Below are 19,246 nucleotides of genomic sequence, written 5' to 3' on the forward strand. Positions count from 1 at the left end.
CTCTTCCCCTGGGGCGGTGGGGGCCAAAACTAATTCTTTAATGACCGTGTTGGGGAACCATTGCAGGGTGCCTTGGCCTTGCTTTTCTGCATCCTCTAGCATTGCCATCAAAATGTCATGGCCATCTTTGGGGAGGAAACAAGCAGAACGGCTTACCCAACATTTGCCTGGATTTTGCACACCGTAAAAATCTTTGATCCGTTGCCTGAGTTCTAGATAGCCCCGGGGATAAAATAGCTTGTCTGTTTGGGTAGGTCGCTCATCGAGGGCGGCGGTGCCCTGGGACGTGAGTTGCCCCCCCACCCAATCCGTTAATTCCGTCATGCAAACGGTTTTTCCGGCCAACAGACCTTCATAGGCCGTGGCTGTGCCGGCCAATCCACCGCCCACCACCAAAATTTCACACTCCACCGTTTTATCCATCGGCCTGGGAGGAGAAGCTTGACCAGGGGCGATCGGCCAGGAAAAAATTGCCAGAAAAATAGCCGCAACGGTTCGGCGGCAATGGGTAGTCATGGAAATTCTCGCTACTCAATACAGTTGACGAAAACCAGAGCCATTCTCTGGCTAAAGCGTAAAGATAGACAGTTTATACGGATAAAAGGTAAGTAACTAGCGATTGATGCTCACAATCCAAGTGCCCAAATAAACTCGGACAGGGATATCGCCCGATACCATGGCATCAGCCACCATATAGTAGGTTCCTAAGCTGGGGTTAGTAACATTGGAAAGGGTAATGGTCACCTGGCTGTTGGGTTCTGCTGGTTCCGCTAGGACAATTTGCAGAAAGCGACTTTCTTTGTCCCAAACCACATCTTCGATGTCAATGTTACCCTGGCGTTTAGTTTCCACCCGGACTTTCTCGACATCGAAAGTACCATCAAAATTTTCGGGGTAGGAAACGTATAAAACCTTTGCCCCCTGGGTCATTTTCTTGGCGGGGATATAGAGTTTGTAGCGGTCCCTTTGGCCAGAACGACCGTTAAATTGTAGGTAGTAATCCAGAATATCACTACGATTATCCACCCCACTAAAAATAGTGAACCCAGAGTTACCTTGGGCAAAACTGATGGCGGGTAAACCCATTACTAGAACGCCACTCAGGGAGAGGAAGGCAAAGAGTTTTTGGCGGAATTTGAATCGGGAAGATCTGGGCATGGACATGGCTTGGCCTCCGAGGAAATTTGAGATGGAAGTGGGGCATGTTCAGGGGCAATCTGTTTAAGACAACTTAATTGCCAAAATTGCAGAATTTGACAAAACAAACCCCAGGGAAATAGTTAGGCAATAATTGCATCACCCAACTACCAGCATAGCCAAAGACAAGGGTGAACCAAGGCGGCATTAACTGCAAATTGCTTAACCAAGACTATCATCCAGCCCAAGCTTTGGCCAGCCTAGCTATCCAGCTTTGCCATTGTCCACAAAAAAACTAAAAACCTATTCCTAGCGGAACATACTGCTGACGGAGCTTTCTTCATGGATGCGCCAAATCGCTTCCCCAATTAAATTGGCCACTGAAAGAATAGTCAGTTGGGGAAAATGGTGATCGCCAGGCACAGGAATTGTATTGGTGACAATTACTTCCTCAAACAAACCACCGGAAAGACGATTAATGGCCGGCTCGGAGAAAACGGCATGGGTGGCACAGGCATAGACCTGGCGAGCGCCCTGGGCCCGCAGCAAACGGGAGCCTTCCGACAAAGTACCAGCGGTGTCGATCATGTCATCCACCAGCACGGCGGTTTTGCCGTCCACATCACCGATTAGATTTAATACTTCGGCCACATTATGGCTCTGACGACGTTTATCAATGATGGCGAGGGGAGCGTCGTTTAATTTTTTGGCAAAGGCCCGGGCCCGAGCTACCCCTCCCACGTCCGGGGAAACCACCACCAAGTCGCTTAGTTGCTTATTTTTTAAGTAGTCAATAATGACGGGGGAACCGTACATATGGTCACAGGGAATGTCAAAGTAACCCTGGATCTGGGCAGAGTGGAGGTCCATGGCCAATACCCGTTGGGCACCGGCACCGGTAATAAGGTTAGCGACTAACTTGGCTGAGATGGATTCCCGACCAGCGGTTTTACGATCCGCCCGGGCATAACCGTAGTAGGGCAACACCGCAGTGATCTGGCGGGCCGAGGCCCGACGACAGGCATCGATCATGATCAACAATTCCATCAAGTTATCGTTGACCGGATGGCAGCAGGGTTGAATGAGGTAAACGTCACCGCCCCGAATGGACTCCTGGATTTGGATGTAGAGTTCGCCATCGGCAAACCGTTTCCGCAACATGGGGCCGATGTCCATGCCCAAATAACGGGCTACTTCTTGGGATAAAGATGGGTTGGATGATCCGGAAAAAAGACGTAAGCGATTGTTGTCAGATAAGGCAGACAGCATCGATTGACGTGTTAAAGTAGCGATACGGCTCACGGCAGACACTTTACCCCCATGTCAAGGCAGATTACTGGTGTTCCCCCTAGTCTTATGCCCGGAAGCTAACCGAGGGGATTCCGATCCAATCATAGCGGATTCTTCCCTCGCCAATCCCTTTAGGTTTTGCAAAACTTAAATTAACTGCCACTTTCACTTTTCCCCCTCGGTTTTTGCTACCCCATGTCCCATTCTTTCCGAGCCGTTGACCAAAAAACTTTATTAGTTGTGGGTTGCGATACCGGGGTGGGCAAAACGGTAACTACTTCTGCCCTGGCGGCCTACTGGCAAAAGTATCGTGGCCATGAGTCCTTGGGATTGATGAAGTTAATGCAGACGGGGTTGGGAGATGACGAGCTTTACCAACAACTCTTTAGCCATCTGACCCACTGGGATGTGGTGACGCCGCTAAAATTTACCGCTCCCCTAGCTCCTCCCCTGGCCGCTGACCAAGAAGGGAAAACCATTGATTTAGGGGTAGTCTGGCAGACTCTACAGGCAATGCAAAAGAACCATGGTCATGTGTTGGTGGAGGCCCTGGGCAGTTTAGGTTCCCCCGTTACCCATGAGCTGACAGTGGCAGATATAGCGGCTCTGTGGCGCTTGGAAACCATTTTGGTGGTGCCGGTGCAACTGGGGGCCATGGGCCAGGCGATCGCCCAGGTAGCATTAGCAAGACAAACTAAGGTGAAACTGAAGGGGCTGGTGCTCAGTTGTGCTAGCCCGGAGGCGGAGGCCAAGGTAGAAGACTGGGCCACTCCAGCTATGTTGGCATCCTTTACCCATTTGCCGGTTTTGGGGATTGTGCCCTATCTAAGCGATTCTGAGCGGGAGAGCTTACCCCATTTAGCGGAGGTAACGGCCGGGTTTGACTTGGAAAAGTTAGCCTATTTTTGACGTGAGTTAGAGAGCTAAAAAGTCGCGATGAGTTGGTAATCTGTAATGCCGATCGCCGATCTGACCCCAGAAATTATCATTGCCTGGTTTGCAAAGGATGCCCAAAGAAAACGGGAACAGGGGGCAGAAAAGCCGGTGCTGGATTGGTAGGCCCCAAGCCATTTCCGTCAAAACACTTTCTAAGTTAGGTAGCCTTCCCGTAACCCGGCGATCGCCGCTGAGGTTCTGTCCCTGGCGTTGAGCTTACGCATAATGGTCTGCACATATTCCCGCACCGTGGAGCTGGCTAGATGTAATTCCTGGCCAATTTCGCTGTTGGTTTTGCCTTCCGCCACTAACCGTAGGATCGTCACTTCCCGCTGGGTCAATTCGTCCTTCTGGGCTTTCCGATAATCGGCGATCGCCTGGAGGCGACTATCAATGTAGGTTTTGCCCTGGAGTAAGCATTCCACGGCCAAGTTAATTTCCCCATTACCCAAACTAGACTCCAAAAAGATGGCATCGGCCCCCAACTGCTGGGCTTCTTCCACAATGGCCGCATGGTCATTCAACAGTAACAATAAGCACTGCGGCGATCGGGCATGGGCTTTGAGCTGTTTCAACAGGTCTAAACCGGAACCGTCTTCTAACCGTTGGCAAATGATCACCACCGCCGGCTCTGGTTGCTGTTCAAAGTAGGCTAGGGCTTCGCTTTGCAGGGTAAAAATTTTGACTTTCTTCTTGTTTTGCCTGTGGGAGGAAATGCGGGCAACGGTTACGGCAAATAGGCGGGGATACAGGCAGGCAATAACGTTAAAGTGATTCACCAGAAGCTGAAACAGATCATACCTGGCATTAAAAACGAGGGAATCGGGATCAAATTCCATGGATGGTTGGGTAACGGCGGGGTTTTGATGCCAAAAGCTCTTTTCCCGTGACGAAGTGGGACACTAGGGAGACATTCTCTAATCCTGGCATAAGAATGTTGACTTGTTGTCGATGGGCTTGAGTTGGGGTCAAGGTAGAATCAATGGTGTCAAATACCAGGGCTATTCTTGTTAAAAGGAGCAACAACGGGATAGCGACAGTGGCCGTGAATGCTGGCAGTCTGGTGTTGTTTCTGCCGCCGTTGATGTTTTTTTAAAACTATTATCCCCATGAAACTTGAACGGATCACCATCAACCCCAGTCAAATGAATGGTCAACCCTGTATTCGGGGACAGCGTTTGACGGTGAAAAGGGTAGTCGATTTACTTGCTACCTATCCAGACCGCCATGAACTCTACCAGGAATTTCCAGAGTTGGAAGAGGAGGATATTCGACAGGCTTTGGCCTATGTTTCAGCTTGTTGGGAAGATGCTCGTCGGGCCTCAAACTCTAAAATATCTGTGGCCAACGATTCTACCGTTTCACATTTGAACAGTTCGTCCCGCGTTTTTAAATAATCTCCCTGATCTGATTGCCATCGGGAAAGCAATAAAGCCAGTTTCGATGGGGGAAGTTTCTGTTCCAGAATTAGTAAGGCTTCTTCTACCACATCTTGTTCCTTGGGGATCTTGAGATTCATCGCTCTCCCTCTGTTAATAATAAAATGAAGCTTACTGGATTTAGGGCTTTGACTTTTCCATGATAACGACGGAGCAATCGATCATCACAGGCTAAAAAATAATCACATCCACCCTTTTCTGCGCTGGCCATGTGCAAGGCATCAATGGATTTCACTCCCATTTGCTCTAAGGATTGCCCCCTAGCCACAATCTCTTCATCCATGGGCACATAGCTTTTGGCTAGGGCTAAACACTGCTGTACCCAACGTTGTCTTGGCGGATAGGGATTTTTCTGAGCTTCAAACTCTAAGACTGCCGAGTTGAGCAATTCGACCTCTTCTGTTTCCACCAGTTGCAAAATCATCCTCAGAGCTTGGGTCTCTAAGGCAATCCTTGCCTGGGTTTGATCGTCAAAAATCCGATTCAACACGCTGGTGTCTAGATAAAGTTTCACGGTATGGACTTTTAAACGTTGGTCAATATTGTAAGCGTCAACATCCCGAAGAGGAACAAGGACAGTAACCAGGGCTTGGTTAACACAACTTCACAATCCCCTCCAGAAGAAACCGCAAAGAATTGATGAAAAAGCTATTATTTTGCAGAAAAAAAGCAAAATGATCTGGGTTATAGGGGGTATGTGATCCCAGTCACAAGTAGGGAGTGATTAGGCGCAACACTTTTCTTTATTTGTGTAGATTTAGTTACAAAAAATCGTAATTATACGGAGCAGTAGAAAATCGAACTTTAGTGAAAGTCCAGTGTTAGTGCGAATACGCACACATCGCCATTTCCATACAATAAAGGAGTAAAGAAAAAAACAACATTCATTTCCCAAGACCAAGGTCACGGGATGGAGGCGACAAATTATGTTCACTAAATTCAATCAAGTTCTTCTAGCTTCTGGTTTGGTTATTGGTTCCGCTGTAATGTTAAGCCCCGCCGCTTTTGCTAATCCTACCAACTCTGAAGGCGATGGCATTGGTGTTGAAGTTCCTGAAGTTGAACTTTTAACCTGGACTGCAACTAAAACTCCTGGCACCCCCGAAGAATTGACTTTGTACACGGCACTTTCTGAAACCGTTGTTGGTACAGTTAACGTTAAATCTAATGATGCGGCTGGCTTCACCGTAGCAGTTACGTCAGATAATGAAGGTATTCTAAAAACAGGTGATGGAGTTGCTTCCTATCTGCAAATGCCCTATACCCTCTACTACGGACCGAATGGCTCCACCGCCTCTGTCACACTTACTTCGGGAGAGGGAACTGCCGAAACTCCGGCAGCGTTAATTGCTGATTGCGCCTCTTCAACTGGTTGTGATCGTGATGTTGCTATCTCGGTTCTACAATCTAATGTTAACGGAAAAGCTCATGGTATATACAGCGATACTCTTACTTTTACGCTGACTAACAAATAGGCAAATTAAAGATAGTTGGCGCTCGCATCAAATCAAGTTTAAGCTGAAGTTTGACCGAGCGCTTACTATTGTCAACGGAGGGTTAAAATGATGGCTTTTCATCGATATTCTGGATCTACGTTGGTGGCTTTTCTTTGTGGTTTAGCTGGAAGTATAACTTTTAACTTGGCGATGCCAAAGGTAACAGAAGCTTCCCCCTCTTTCCAACTCTCTCCCATGGAAATGCAATTCACTCCAGCTGGTGGTGGTGCAAGTCGTTCTTTTCTGCTTCGTAGCACAGGAACCCAACCTGTAGCAGTACAGGTAAGTGTTGTGGGCCGCCAAATGTCCATCGATGGGATCGAGGAAATGCCTCTGGAAGAGGAAGATTTTGTCATTTATCCTCCCCAGATTATTCTTATGCCCAACCAAGCTCAGGCCGTCAGGGTAGTTTGGGTGGGAGACTCCACTCCTTCTAAGGAACTTCCCTATCGCATTGTGGCTGAACAGGTTCCCATTGATGCCCTAGAGCCAAAAATTGACGAGCCTACCGACACAAGAATTGTCGATATCAAGGTACTTTTTAAGTATGTGGGCACGATCTATGTTACCCCTCCTAATGCCTCTCCCAAAGTGGTTCTAGAAGATGCCGGGCCCTCGACTTCAGAAGATGGTTCTCAGAAGTTAGTACTTAATTTTGAAAATCAAGGAACTGCCCATCAACTACTTAGGGGTTTGACAGTTAATCTAACTTCAGAGGGAAAAACTGTCACTTTAAGTGGGGATGAACAACTGAAGGGAGTCATTGGGGAGAATATGCTAGCCGGCAACAAACGCCGCTTTGTTCTGCCCTGGCCCAAAGAATTACCCGTTGGCCCTGTTACTGCCACCTTTACTACCAATTAATTGCTAGCCGATCGCCGGGAGAGACTGCGTATGGGGCATCCCTAGCTTCGGCTCGGAGGTATTCCCATGCGCCTATTTATTTTTTCCCTTAGTCTGGCAATTACCTTGAGTTCTAGCTTAGCCATGGCTGAAACGGTTAATACCACCGTGGCTATCCCCAAGCCGGCCAAAAATTTGGTGCTCAAACCTAATGCCACCGAAGGCTATGCCCAAACTATGCGTGAACCGAGGGCCCCCACCGCTCCAGGGCCAAAGGTTGACCAAATTTCGCCTCCAGCGATCACCTTCCGGGGGAAAGGCATTGATTGCTCCCCTCCTTCGGAAGCCTTTTTCCAACAACAATCATCGGCAAAGGTAACTGAACGAAATTAGCGCATTAGTCACCCATGGGTTTAGAAACACGCAAAATCATACCGATGTGTTCTATACCATGGTCATCATAGGGATCACCAATCTTTGTAAAACCAAATTCTGCATAAAACTTGGTGAGGTGAGCCTGGGCTGAAATCCGCACATCTGAGTTTGGATACTCCTGCAAGCTTTTCTGGATGCAGGCTTCGACAATTTTTCTGCCAGCGCCCATCCCCCTGATGGCTTTACTCGTGAGAACACGGCCAAAAGATGGTTCCGGGTATCTGGTATTAGGAAAATTCAGTCGTGCGTAGGCCACTAATTTTTGATCCTTGGTGCGACCAAACAAGTGCCATGATTGCTTATCCAACTGATCAGGGTCTAAATATAAACATCCCTGCTCCACCACAAACACATCCTGTCGTAGGGCAAGCATTGCGTGCATTTCTTCCCCAGAAATATCACTAAACTGTTGCCAAGACCAATTAATTTCCATGGCGACGCTTTTTGGTAGTGCTTAAGGAGTAAGGATAAAAGCTAAAATTGTGAGCAATGCTAGTCCCTCATGCTTGATTGTCCCAGTTGCCAGTCTATCAAGGTGGTCAAAAATGGTCGCCCCCATAACGGCAAGCAAAATCATAAATGCTATGACTACGGTCGCCAGTTTCTAGAACATTCCCAGCAGAAAATTATCTTTCAAGAAACCAAAAATCTCATTGATAGACTTCTTCTCAAAAAGATTCCTTTAGCTGGTATCGCCCGTGTCTGCGATGTTTCAGGGCCTTGGTTATAACAATCTGTCAATCAAAAATACGAAACCCTACTCCAGCAAGTAGAAGCCTCTTCAAAAAAAAGGGCGATTAACGATTCAATGTGATGAGATGTGGTCATTTGTAGGGAATAAACAACAAAAGTATTGGATTTAGCTGGCTCCAGATGTTGAAACCCATGAGATTGTGGGGGACCGTTCTGAAATAGGGGGAAACCAGCTATGGGCATCATTGCCTGACTTCTATCATCAGTGCGCTGTAGCTCATACGAATCTTCTGACAAGCCTACGGCAAGGTGTTTCCCAGCAAGAGGCATCAGCCAGTGGGAAAAGAAACGAGGAAAACCAACACTATAGGGATAGGATTACACAATACTCTCCTGTTTTAGAAACCCTTCAGACTAGGATTTTGGGCTAATTTTTGAATTTCATCTACCACTGCATTGTTTTCATGGTTAAGTTGAACCACCAATGCCCGGGATAGTTGATCCTGCTTTTCTAGGGCCAGTGCGTAGTATTGCTGAGCCTGTTGAAGTTTGCCTAAATCCATACTGCGGCGGCCCTCATTACGCAAAAACTGCCCTTTTAAGTATTGCAATTCAGGATTATCTGGCGTGATGGCCAGCGCCCGGTCAATATTAGCCATGGCAAGGTCATACTTTTCCAAATCTCGATAGGTAGTGGCTAGGGCACGGTAACGAAGATAATCAGGTGCCGCATACTGCTCAAAACGACCAATCACCTGTTCCGATTGGCTGAAGGGGGTATAACGGGACAAGAACAGATCTAAGTAACCCCGCAAAAGATTAAGTTCCGGATCGTTGGGATTAATGGCGGAGGCTTTATCTAAATGTTCGAATACCGTACCTGTTTTGCCTACAGCTTGTAAGTAACTACCCTTTTTAAGCAGATAACTACCCTCTAGAAAATGACCTACAGCAATGTATAGGTTACCCCGTAAGGGATCGCTGGGGGCCAAGCGCTGGGCCGACTCTAGGGTTTGCTGGGCATACTTCCTCATTCCCTCCATGTCATTGGCATCGTAGGCAAAGGAAGCCTGCATAGCATAAACCAACGGCTCATTGGGTTCGACTTGAAGAGCCACAGCTAAAATTTCTTCTGCCCCTCGATAATTCCCATCGCGGAAAATTGCTTCAAAAGCAGCTTCTGTTTGGTCGCCAATGTTATGGGGATTGCTGGGGCGAAAGGGATCCCCTGCCCAAGCGGTGCCACTAACTATCAGGACTCCTAATAGGGATTGGGAAAAGACTTGGGCCCAACGATTACGAATCAAATTCATCGGAGTAAAACGGGTGAGGGAAGCCAACATAGTCGAGTGTATCTACAAGGAGAACAGGAAGGAGCAATGGCAAAACCAAGAAAATTAGGCTAATCAAGCTAAAATTCTAGGAAATTGTGATTGCCATAATATCTAGCTTTTGGCGGGACTGGCAGGGCAAACTATGATCTGCCAGGGAGATTGCGTTTCAATTTTATCCATATGCTGTATTTAAACGACGTTTGCTACCATCCGCCCGCCGCTTTGCATCCCATTCTAAAAGATATCAATTTAGAATTAGCGCCCCAACAACTCGGTTTAATAATTGGCCCTAGTGGCTCTGGTAAAACTACTTTGTTAGAAATTCTTTCTGGTCTAGCGGAACCGACCGGCGGCCATATCCGTTGGCAAACCCAGGAGTTAACGGCTCTGCACCTCCAGCAGTTATGTGGTTTAGTGTTTCAGTTTCCGGAACGTCATTTCTGCGGTGGCACATTGCTAGAGGAATTGCGCTTGGGCCATCCGGAAGTTCCCCGCAGCCGTATTGCAGAAACCCTTCAAGAGGTAGGCCTTGGTCACTGCCCTTGGAATTTGTCGCCCCAGGCTCTCAGTGGCGGTCAGCAAAGACGACTCTCTTTAGCAGTGCAATTAATTCGTCAACCTAATATTCTTCTCCTCGACGAACCCACTGCTGGCTTAGATTGGTCGATGCGTCAACAATTGACCAGTCTACTGACTAAATTAAAGGGCCATTGGGGCCTCCTGGTTGTGACTCACGATCCAGGCGAACTAACGGCGATCGCCGATCAATGTTGGCGTTTGGAGAAGGGAAGCCTAACTCCCCAAACCCCCTGAAATATGATTAAGAAAAACAAAAACCCCCTCGGTTATATGAAAACCGAAGAAGTTTCTAGAAGATGAAAGTATATTTGTAATCTCAGCAGCGACAACTAACTAACGACGGCGGGAACGCTGTCTTCTGCGGGTTGCTTCCTTGCGTTTATGTTTTTCCTGCGGCGTTTCAAAAAATTGATGCTTTTTGAAATCTGTATAGATGCCAGCTTTAGCAACTTGGCGTTTAAAGCGGCGTAGCGCGGATTCAATGGGTTCGTTTTGACCTACAACAACTTGAGTCATCTGAGAGTTTTAAACCTCCTGGGTTAACAACAAAAGGGGGCTAGGGGAATAACTAGCTGAGAATTTCTACAAAGCCAAATTAGGCTCCTACCAATTCTATCATTCCCCTCGCTGACAATCTTCCTCAGCCCACGCCGGAGAACAAATTGCCATCATCACTAAAAATAGAATCTTAAATTTGAGTTTAAGATAGCCAAAAGCCCCCCAAGTAGAATGGGGAGCCTTAAATCAAAGAAAGAGGAACTTGGCATCGGACTATTGTGCCGTGGGGCAACCCCCAGAGTATCGTCGCCGCTATCACATTTAACAACCGAGTGCGGGATGGGATCGGAGTGGTTCCATGACGCTAAAGACACCAAGAAAGATTGTTGGGTATAGCTGAGAAGAAACCCAGAAGACTGCACAAGAAAAGAGAAAGAAAAAGAAGAAAAAGGTCAAGCCCTCGGTCTATTAGTACTCCTCGACTTCATCCATTACTGAACTTCCATCTAGAGCCTATCAACGGGTAGTCTTCCCGTGACCTTACTGGCTTAACACCATGAGAGTACTCATCTTGAGGTGGGCTTCCCACTTAGATGCTTTCAGCGGTTATCCACTCCGCACTTGGCTACCCTGCGTTTACCGTTGGCACGATAACAGGTACACCAGAGGTGCGTACTTCCCGGTCCTCTCGTACTAAGGAAGTCTCCTCTCAATACTCTTACGCCTACACCGGATATGGACCGAACTGTCTCACGACGTTCTGAACCCAGCTCACGTACCGCTTTAATGGGCGAACAGCCCAACCCTTGGGACGTACTACCGCCCCAGGTTGCGATGAGCCGACATCGAGGTGCCAAACCTCCGCGTCGATGTGAACTCTTGGCGGAGATCAGCCTGTTATCCCTAGAGTAACTTTTATCCGTTGAGCGACGGCCCTTCCACTCAGTGCCGTCGGATCACTAAAGCCGACTTTCGTCCCTGTTTGACTTGTCAGTCTCACAGTCAAGCTTCCTTCTGCTTTTACACTCTTCGGCTGATTTCCAACCAGCCTGAGGAAACCTTTGCGCGCCTCCGTTACCTTTTAGGAGGCGACCGCCCCAGTCAAACTGCCCACCTGAAATTGTCCTTCTCCCGGATAACGGGAACAAGTTAGAATTCTAGCCTCACCAGAGTGGTATCTCACCGTTGACTCCATTACTCCCACAAGAGTAACTTCATAGTCTCCCACCTATCCTGCGCAAGCAAAGCCCGAACCCAATTCCAAGCTACAGTAAAGCTTCATAGGGTCTTTCTGTCCAGGTGCAGGGAGTCCGTATCTTCACAGACAATCCTATTTCGCCGAGCCTCTCTCCGAGACAGTGCCCAGATCGTTACGCCTTTCGTGCGGGTCGGAACTTACCCGACAAGGAATTTCGCTACCTTAGGACCGTTATAGTTACGGCCGCCGTTCACCGGGGCTTCAGTCGCTAGCTTCAGGATTGCTCCCTGACCAACTTCCTTAACCTTCCGGCACTGGGCAGGCGTCAGCCCCCATACTGCGTCTTACGACTTTGCGGAGACCTGTGTTTTTGGTAAACAGTCGCCTGGGCCTATTCACTGCGACCTCCATTGCTGGAGGCACCCCTTCTCCCGAAGTTACGGGGTAATTTTGCCGAGTTCCTTAGAGAGAGTTACCTCGCGCCCCTTAGTATTCTCTACCTTCCTACCTGTGTCGGTTTCGGGTACAGGTGACTATAAATTAACGTGGTTCGGGCTTTTCTAGGAAGCTTGACATCATGCACTTCGTCTCCGTAGAGACTCCCCATCACACCTCCGCTCAAGACGTTTTCGCCGTCTCTCATCGCCTCGAATGCTTGGACTGGTAACCAACTTCCAGCTGCACTAGCCTTCTCCGTCCCCCGCCACAATTCATAATCAGTACCGGAATATTGACCGGTTGTCCATCGACTACGCTTCTCAGCCTCGCCTTAGGTCCTGACTAACCCTCCGCGGACGAGCCTTCCGGAGGAACCCTTAGGATTTCGGGGTATGGGATTCTCACCCATATTTTCGCTACTCAAGCCGACATTCTCACTTCTGTACTGTCCACACCTGCTTGCCGCTAGTGCTTCACCCTATACAGAACGCTCCCCTACCACTCATATCTGAGTCCACAGCTTCGGTACATCACTTAGCCCCGTTCATTTTCGGCGCAGGAGCGCTTGACCAGTGAGCTATTACGCACTCTTTTAAGGATTGCTGCTTCTAGGCAAACCTCCTGGTTGTCAATGCACTCCCACCTCCTTTCTCACTTAGTGATGATTTGGGGACCTTAGCTGGTGGTCTGGGCTGTTTCCCTTTCGACGATGAAGCTTATCCCCCACCGTCTTACTGGTCGTTTCTTCTTGGGTATTCTGAGTTTGCCTCACTTTGGTACAGCTCTCGCCGCCCGCAGCGAAACAGTGCTTTACCCCCCAAGTTGACTTTACAACCGCTGCGCCTAAACACATTTCGGGGAGAACCAGCTAGCTCCGGGTTCGATTGGCATTTCACCCCTAACCACAGCTCATCCGCTAATTTTTCAACATTAGTCGGTTCGGACCTCCACTTAGTGTTACCTAAGCTTCATCCTGGCCATGGTTAGATCACCCGGGTTCGGGTCTACAAATTGTGACTAACGCCCTATTCAGGCTCGCTTTCACTTTGGCTTCGGTGCAACACACCTTAACCTGCCACAACCTGTAAGTCGCCGGCTCATTCTTCAACAGGCACACGGTCACTCGTTTAATCGAGCTCCCATTGCTTGTAGGCTAACGGTTTCATGTTCTATTTCACTCCCCTCAACGGGGTTCTTTTCACCTTTCCCTCGCGGTACTTTACGCTATCGGTCACACAGTAGTATTTAGCCTTACCAGGTGGTCCTGGCGGATTCAATCGGAATTCCACGAGCTCCGACCTACTCGGGATTCAGCTAGGCTGCTTCGATTTTCGACTACAGGACTTTCACCTCCTCTGGTGCAGTTTTCAGCTGCTTCGTCTAATCTATTCAGTCCATGTTGCTGTCCCACGACCCCAATCTCCGAAGACATTGGTTTAGGCTGTTCCCCGTTCGCTCGCCGCTACTTAGAGAATCACTTTTGTTTTCTTTTCCTCTAGCTACTAAGATGTTTCAGTTCACTAGGTTCGCTCTCTCCCGCCTATTTTATTCAGCGGGTAGTTCACTTGGGTTGCCCCATTCGGACACCTCCGGATCAATGCTTGTTTCCAGCTCCCCGAAGCGTTTCGTCGGTAACCACGTCCTTCTTCGCCTCTGTGTGCCAAGGTATCCACCGTTAGCCCTTTGTAGCTTGACCTTATTAAGATCTTCTTTTGCTAACTAGGATTATCTTTCCTCTCACATTCACCACTCTTCCACTTCCCACTCACCCAAAGGCTCCACGGTTGGCTTCCGAATAGCTAAGGAGATTCAGATTTTCCCTGCTTTCTCTTTTCTTTATGCAGTTTTCAAGGTTCTTACTGGACTTACATCCAGCATTCCCTCTGACTCTCATCAGACAGGATGCTGAAGGGTTTATCCTTCTTTTTGGCTTGTTTTGGTTAGGTGGGCCATTCTGGACTTGAACCAGAGACCTCACCCTTATCAGGGGTGCGCTCTAACCAACTGAGCTAATAGCCCTTGCCTCTTACCTCGCCTAGGCAATAGTTTGAAAGACTTCTACTCTTTAACCTCTCGGTTAATCCCTTGCTCGACCTTTTGGTTGACCAACTTCTACCTATTTGCACTTTGCTTTCGGTATGAAGGGGTAAAGGTCTCCCTTAAAGGAGGTGATCCAGCCACACCTTCCGGTACGGCTACCTTGTTACGACTTCACCCCAGTCACTAGCCCTGCCTTCGGCGCCCTCCTCCCTAAGGTTAGAGTAACGACTTCGGGCGTGACCAGCTCCCATGGTGTGACGGGCGGTGTGTACAAGGCCCGGGAACGAATTCACCGCAGTATTCTGACCTGCGATTACTAGCGATTCCTCCTTCATGCAGGCGAGTTGCAGCCTGCAATCTGAACTGAGGCCGGGTTTGATGGGATTCGCTTACTCTCGCGAGCTTGCTGCCCGTTGTCCCGACCATTGTAGTACGTGTGTAGCCCAAGGCGTAAGGGGCATGATGACTTGACGTCATCCCCACCTTCCTCCGGTTTGTCACCGGCAGTCTCTCTAGAGTGCCCAACTTAATGATGGCAACTAAAAACGAGGGTTGCGCTCGTTGCGGGACTTAACCCAACATCTCACGACACGAGCTGACGACAGCCATGCACCACCTGTCTCCTGGCTCCCTAAGGCACTCCCACGTTTCCGCAGGATTCCAGGGATGTCAAGCCTTGGTAAGGTTCTTCGCGTTGCATCGAATTAAACCACATACTCCACCGCTTGTGCGGGCCCCCGTCAATTCCTTTGAGTTTCACACTTGCGTGCGTACTCCCCAGGCGGGATACTTAACGCGTTAGCTTCGGCACGGCTCGGGTCGATACAAGCCACGCCTAGTATCCATCGTTTACGGCTAGGACTACAGGGGTATCTAATCCCTTTCGCTACCCTAGCTTTCGTCCCTCAGTGTCAGTTTCAGCCCAGTAGCACGCTTTCGCCACCGATGTTCTTCCCAATATCTACGCATTTCACCGCTACACTGGGAATTCCTGCTACCCCTACTGTACTCTAGTCTTGCAGTTTCCACCGCTCTTATGGAGTTAAGCTCCATTCTTTAACAGCAGACTTGCAAAACCACCTACGGACGCTTTACGCCCAATAATTCCGGATAACGCTTGCATCCTCCGTATTACCGCGGCTGCTGGCACGGAGTTAGCCGATGCTTATTCATCAGGTACCGTCATTTTTTTCTTCCCTGATAAAAGAGGTTTACAATCCAAGGACCTTCCTCCCTCACGCGGTATTGCTCCGTCAGGCTTTCGCCCATTGCGGAAAATTCCCCACTGCTGCCTCCCGTAGGAGTCTGGGCCGTGTCTCAGTCCCAGTGTGGCTGCTCATCCTCTCAGACCAGCTACTGATCGTTGCCATGGTAGGCTCTTACCCCACCATCTAGCTAATCAGACGCGAGCCCATCTTCAGACGATAAATCTTTCACCTTTCGGCACATTGGGTATTAGCAGTCGTTTCCAACTGTTGTCCCCATTCTGAAGGCAGGTTCTCACGTGTTACTCACCCGTCCGCCACTAAGTCCCCGAAGGAACTCCGTTCGACTTGCATGTGTTAGGCATACCGCCAGCGTTCATCCTGAGCCAGGATCAAACTCTCCATTGTGTTAAAAATAACCAATTTATAAGTTTCGGCTCTTTTCTGTTGCTATTTCTTCCGACTTGAGTTAAACTCTTTGTCAAGTAGAAACAGACTTTGGTTTGTTAATTGAATTAACAAGGGTCTGGTTTCTGTCTCTCAAACTATTTCTTTGTCTAGGTTCGGGGCGCTTTCGAGTCGCTTTCGCTCTCAACCGCGCATTTATCAATATACTCACCTTCCCAGGAAAAGTCAACACCTTTTCTCAAATCTTTTTTCCACATTCACTCAATCCCCCTCCTCATCTGCCTTTGGGCTTCTAAAACCTTCTCCAACTCTTCCCTCCCGACATTGTTTCTCTCTCTTCTCTGACTTGTGCGCTTCCGTTTAGCTCCTCCATCCGATAATGGGGGAGTTGTTTCTGCGAGTTTGGATCAATGGAAAGTTATACTTCTGCTCCTTTGCGAGTTGGCATTCTGGGTTTTGGCGGTTTAGGGCAAGCGGCGGCTAGGCTTTTAGCTCCTAAACGGGAAATGGTATTGGTGGCGATCGCCGATCGCCATGGATATCTTTGTGATGCCGATGGTGTTGATGTGGATAATGCGGTGCAGGCCTATGCTCAACAGGGTTCCGTGGGGAAGGCCAATAAGGGACAAATGAGTGAGCAAAGCATTGAAGATTTAATTGGCCAGGGGGAGGTGGATGGTTACTTCCTGGCGTTGCCCAATCTGCCCAATACTTTCATGGCGGATGTGACTAGGCAATTTATCGCCTCCGGCTGGCAGGGGGTATTGGTGGATGCCCTAAAACGAACCAGTGCAGTGGAGCAGTTATTGACATTACGGCATGATTTAGTCCAGGCAGGCATCACTTATATGACCGGTTGTGGAGCGACCCCCGGTTTACTGACGGCGGCGGCGGCGGTGGCGGCCCAAAGTTTCCAAGAAATTCACCAGGTCAAAATCACTTTTGGGGTTGGTATTGCTAATTGGGAGGCTTATCGGGCCACCATTCGAGAGGATATTGCCCATATGCCTGGGTACAATGTTGATAAAGCCCAGGCTATGAGTGATGAAGAAGTTGCGGCTCTGTTGGATCAAACCAATGGCATTTTGGCTTTGGAGGATATGGAACACGCTGACGACATCATGTTGGAATTGGCGGGCATCTGTCACCGGGATCAGGTAACGGTGGGGGGCGTGGTGGATACCCGTAATCCGAAAAAGCCGTTGAGTACCCATGTGAAAATTACCGGCAGAACCTTTGAAGGAAAACTTTCTAGCCATACCTTTACCCTTGGGGATGAAACTAGCATGGCGGCCAATGTTTGTGGCCCGGCCTTTGGTTATTTGAAAGCGGGCTATGAGTTACACCGTCAGGGTTTAATGGGGCTATTTACGGCGGCGGATGTGATGCCCAAATTTGTGCGTTAATCTATCAACGTTGTTCAATCGGTTCAGGTGAATCACCTATGATTAGACCAATTTCCCTGGGCTTGGGAAAAATAGCGGGACTGGCGATCGCCTCGGGGCTGGTTTTAACCCAGTCCTATGGGAATTATGGTCCAAAAATGTCCGTTGCGGGAGCGGGGCAATTGCCGGGGGGAGTGCTGTTTTTCAGTAGTCCTCCCCAGTTGATGGATAGTGCCACTACTTTTAATGCCGTTTCCATTCCGGCGGCGAAGTATTATTTCACCATTTCCCTGCCGGAACAGGCCGGGGAACCCCTCGACAGAGTTGTTTTTCAACAGCAACCCAACCCAGATCCGATTAATTTTTACCCGGATCAAAGCTTTGCTTTCTTTGGCGATCGCCGCCATCGGGGGGCACAAGTTGCCCTGGAGTCGGTGGAATGGGACAAAAGTACGGGAAAAATCACTGTAACGTTTGCCCAAGCCATCTCCCCCGGAGAAATTGTCACCATTGGTCTGAAGCCCTGGAAGAATCCTGATGTACCGGGAGTTTACCAATTTCGAGTTTTTGCTCTACCACCGGGGGACAATTCCCAGGCAATGGATTTGGGAGTAGCCCGTTTTCAGTTTTATCGGGGTGGAACTTGGTAGCCGGGATATTGCCAGTCAAGTATTCACAAATTGAGTGTGAATTTTATTTTAGGTCTGCCAACTGAATGCGGGGATCGGTGAATTTCAGCAATAGATCGGCTAGAAGATTACCGAGAATGAGGAGAGTTGCCCCCATCATTAAACTACCCATCACTAGATAGAGATCCTGGGCAGTGACGGCCTGGAGAATTAACCGACCTAGGCCAGGCCAATTGAAGAAAAATTCGGCGATGAAAGCGCCACTAAGCAAACTGGCAAATTCAAAGCCCAGAATAGTGATTAGGGGATTGATGGCATTACGGAGGGCGTGGACGTAGATAACCCGATTTTCCGGCAGACCCTTAGCCCTGGCAGTTTGAATATAGTCCTGGCGCAACACATCCAGCAGTTGACCCCGCATCAACCTTTGTAACCCCGCAAAACTGGTGATACTCAAAGCGAGGGTAGGTAAAATCATGTGCCAAGCCACATCCCACACTTTATGGGGCCAAGAAAATTCGGCAAAATCAATGCTGGTCATGTCCCCCACCGGTAACAGAGGCGAAACGGACTGGGCAAGGAACAATAAGAGTAGAGCGGTGATAAAGCTAGGAAATCCTTGGCCGATGTAACTGATTACCCTTAGACTGCGGTCAATTAATGTATTTTGTTGCACGGCCCCCACAATGCCCAACGGAATGGCGATCGCCCAGGTGAGAATGATAGATGTTATGGCCAGTAGCAGGGTGGCGGGAATCCGTTCTATTAGTAGGGAAGCAACGGAACGGTTATAAACAAAGCTTTCACCAAAATTGAAACGGGTCACTACTTGAGTCAGCCAGCGCCAATATTGCACATACCAAGGTTGATCCAAGCCGAATTGGACCTTGAGTTGTTGGATGGTTTCTGGGGAGATTTTCGGATTTTGCTGGAGGGTATCGAGATAACTGCCGGGAGCTAGCTGAATAATGGCAAAGCTTAATAGGGATGCTAGTAGTAAGGTAATCAACCCTTCTGTCAACCGCTGGACAACATAAGTAAAGTCGTCATTTTGAAGCCAACGGAGGAGATTACGCATGGATTAATTAGCTAAAAATTACTGGGGGAACCACTATTGGGGGATTTATCCTAGCCAATATACCTTAACGGTTTCCTCCTGGGAGATGGCGAGGGAGTGTCAAGAAATTTGTGTAAAGGGGAAATTAGAAAAGAAAAGAATTAGGGTGTTCAATAGCAAAACAAGCAAGAGCCGCCTTCCAATGC

Annotated in this window: 18 protein-coding genes, 1 tRNA gene and 3 rRNA genes; 9 read left to right on the top strand and 13 right to left on the bottom strand. The window is 48.7% G+C overall.

The window, feature by feature from the left end; translation table 11 throughout:
• From IQ219_RS04835 to IQ219_RS04845, 3 genes are all read right to left on the bottom strand, one after another.
• Positions 1–516 (bottom strand): FAD-dependent oxidoreductase (locus IQ219_RS04835; RefSeq protein WP_194071894.1); only part of this gene is annotated, 516 nt, incomplete at its 3' end.
• Between the two features lie 96 nt (positions 517–612).
• Positions 613–1,164, bottom strand: coding sequence for a DUF2808 domain-containing protein (locus IQ219_RS04840; RefSeq protein WP_194020611.1), 552 nt, complete (start codon positions 1,162–1,164; stop codon positions 613–615).
• 282 nt (positions 1,165–1,446) lie between these two features.
• Positions 1,447–2,448, bottom strand: coding sequence for a ribose-phosphate pyrophosphokinase (locus IQ219_RS04845; RefSeq protein WP_194020610.1), 1,002 nt, complete (start codon positions 2,446–2,448; stop codon positions 1,447–1,449).
• A gap of 174 nt (positions 2,449–2,622) precedes the next feature.
• On the opposite strand from IQ219_RS04845, the gene bioD reads away from it, so the two are divergent.
• Complete coding sequence (gene bioD, locus IQ219_RS04850) at positions 2,623–3,336, top strand: dethiobiotin synthase (RefSeq protein ID WP_194071895.1); 714 nt, start codon at positions 2,623–2,625, stop codon at positions 3,334–3,336.
• 179 nt (positions 3,337–3,515) lie between these two features.
• Here bioD and IQ219_RS04855 read toward each other — a convergent pair whose 3' ends face one another.
• Positions 3,516–4,202 (bottom strand): response regulator transcription factor, encoded by a 687-nt coding sequence (locus IQ219_RS04855; RefSeq protein ID WP_194071896.1) that lies wholly within the window; start codon positions 4,200–4,202, stop codon positions 3,516–3,518.
• Between the two features lie 270 nt (positions 4,203–4,472).
• Between IQ219_RS04855 and IQ219_RS04860 the strand changes: the two genes are divergently transcribed.
• Entirely contained in the window at positions 4,473–4,760 is a 288-nt protein-coding gene (locus IQ219_RS04860) for a DUF433 domain-containing protein (RefSeq protein ID WP_194071897.1), read from the top strand.
• A gap of 118 nt (positions 4,761–4,878) precedes the next feature.
• Here the strand turns inward: IQ219_RS04860 and IQ219_RS04865 are convergent, their stop codons facing one another.
• Complete coding sequence (locus IQ219_RS04865) at positions 4,879–5,316, bottom strand: PIN domain-containing protein (protein ID WP_190597666.1); 438 nt, start codon at positions 5,314–5,316, stop codon at positions 4,879–4,881.
• Between the two features lie 412 nt (positions 5,317–5,728).
• Here IQ219_RS04865 and IQ219_RS04870 point away from each other — a divergent pair, with 412 nt between their 5' ends.
• From IQ219_RS04870 to IQ219_RS19990, 3 genes are all read left to right on the top strand, one after another.
• Positions 5,729–6,277, top strand: a complete 549-nt coding sequence (locus IQ219_RS04870; RefSeq protein WP_190597665.1) for a hypothetical protein — start codon at positions 5,729–5,731, stop codon at positions 6,275–6,277.
• Positions 6,278–6,367: 90 nt separating this feature from the next.
• On the top strand, positions 6,368–7,162 hold the full coding sequence (locus IQ219_RS04875) for a fimbria/pilus periplasmic chaperone (RefSeq protein WP_228016717.1): 795 nt from the start codon (positions 6,368–6,370) through the stop codon (positions 7,160–7,162).
• Between the two features lie 66 nt (positions 7,163–7,228).
• A complete protein-coding gene (locus tag IQ219_RS19990) occupies positions 7,229–7,534 on the top strand; it encodes a hypothetical protein (RefSeq protein WP_228016718.1) in 306 nt (101 codons plus the stop codon).
• 4 nt (positions 7,535–7,538) lie between these two features.
• Here IQ219_RS19990 and IQ219_RS04885 read toward each other — a convergent pair whose 3' ends face one another.
• Positions 7,539–8,009, bottom strand: coding sequence for a GNAT family N-acetyltransferase (locus IQ219_RS04885; RefSeq protein ID WP_194071898.1), 471 nt, complete (start codon positions 8,007–8,009; stop codon positions 7,539–7,541).
• Between the two features lie 69 nt (positions 8,010–8,078).
• Here IQ219_RS04885 and IQ219_RS04890 point away from each other — a divergent pair, with 69 nt between their 5' ends.
• On the top strand, positions 8,079–8,306 hold the full coding sequence (locus IQ219_RS04890; protein WP_194071899.1) for a hypothetical protein: 228 nt from the start codon (positions 8,079–8,081) through the stop codon (positions 8,304–8,306).
• Positions 8,307–8,667: 361 nt separating this feature from the next.
• On the opposite strand, the gene IQ219_RS04895 is transcribed toward IQ219_RS04890, so the two are convergent.
• On the bottom strand, positions 8,668–9,612 hold the full coding sequence (locus IQ219_RS04895) for a Sll0314/Alr1548 family TPR repeat-containing protein (protein WP_194071900.1): 945 nt from the start codon (positions 9,610–9,612) through the stop codon (positions 8,668–8,670).
• Positions 9,613–9,783: 171 nt separating this feature from the next.
• On the opposite strand from IQ219_RS04895, the gene IQ219_RS04900 reads away from it, so the two are divergent.
• Complete coding sequence (locus IQ219_RS04900) at positions 9,784–10,416, top strand: ABC transporter ATP-binding protein (RefSeq protein ID WP_194071901.1); 633 nt, start codon at positions 9,784–9,786, stop codon at positions 10,414–10,416.
• A gap of 99 nt (positions 10,417–10,515) precedes the next feature.
• On the opposite strand, the gene rpsU is transcribed toward IQ219_RS04900, so the two are convergent.
• The 5 genes from rpsU to IQ219_RS04925 all read right to left on the bottom strand — a co-directional run bounded on the left by rpsU (position 10,516) and on the right by IQ219_RS04925 (position 15,969).
• Positions 10,516–10,698, bottom strand: a complete 183-nt coding sequence (rpsU, locus tag IQ219_RS04905) for a 30S ribosomal protein S21 (protein WP_010873397.1) — start codon at positions 10,696–10,698, stop codon at positions 10,516–10,518.
• 242 nt (positions 10,699–10,940) lie between these two features.
• Positions 10,941–11,058 (bottom strand): 5S ribosomal RNA (gene rrf / locus IQ219_RS04910).
• Positions 11,059–11,128: 70 nt separating this feature from the next.
• Positions 11,129–14,012 (bottom strand): 23S ribosomal RNA (locus IQ219_RS04915).
• 249 nt (positions 14,013–14,261) lie between these two features.
• Positions 14,262–14,335 (bottom strand) — tRNA-Ile (locus tag IQ219_RS04920).
• A 142-nt stretch (positions 14,336–14,477) separates the two neighbouring features.
• Positions 14,478–15,969, bottom strand: a 16S ribosomal RNA gene (locus tag IQ219_RS04925).
• Together the 16S, 23S and 5S rRNA genes with 1 tRNA gene alongside form the textbook arrangement of a ribosomal RNA operon.
• Positions 15,970–16,379: 410 nt before the next feature.
• Between IQ219_RS04925 and IQ219_RS04930 the strand changes: the two genes are divergently transcribed.
• Positions 16,380–17,375, top strand: a complete 996-nt coding sequence (locus IQ219_RS04930) for a saccharopine dehydrogenase-like oxidoreductase (protein ID WP_194021402.1) — start codon at positions 16,380–16,382, stop codon at positions 17,373–17,375.
• A 38-nt stretch (positions 17,376–17,413) separates the two neighbouring features.
• The gene (locus IQ219_RS04935) at positions 17,414–18,004 is read left to right on the top strand and encodes a DUF2808 domain-containing protein (protein ID WP_194071902.1); all 591 of its coding nucleotides are present in this window, start codon (positions 17,414–17,416) and stop codon (positions 18,002–18,004) included.
• 43 nt (positions 18,005–18,047) lie between these two features.
• Here the strand turns inward: IQ219_RS04935 and IQ219_RS04940 are convergent, their stop codons facing one another.
• Positions 18,048–19,061 carry an ABC transporter permease gene (locus IQ219_RS04940; RefSeq protein ID WP_194071903.1) on the bottom strand — a complete coding sequence of 338 codons (1,014 nt, stop codon included), beginning with the start codon at positions 19,059–19,061 and terminating at the stop codon, positions 18,048–18,050.
• Positions 19,062–19,246 lie beyond the last annotated feature (185 nt).

The organism is Synechocystis sp. LEGE 06083, assembly GCF_015207725.1.
GTDB lineage: Bacteria > Cyanobacteriota > Cyanobacteriia > Cyanobacteriales > Microcystaceae > Synechocystis > Synechocystis salina.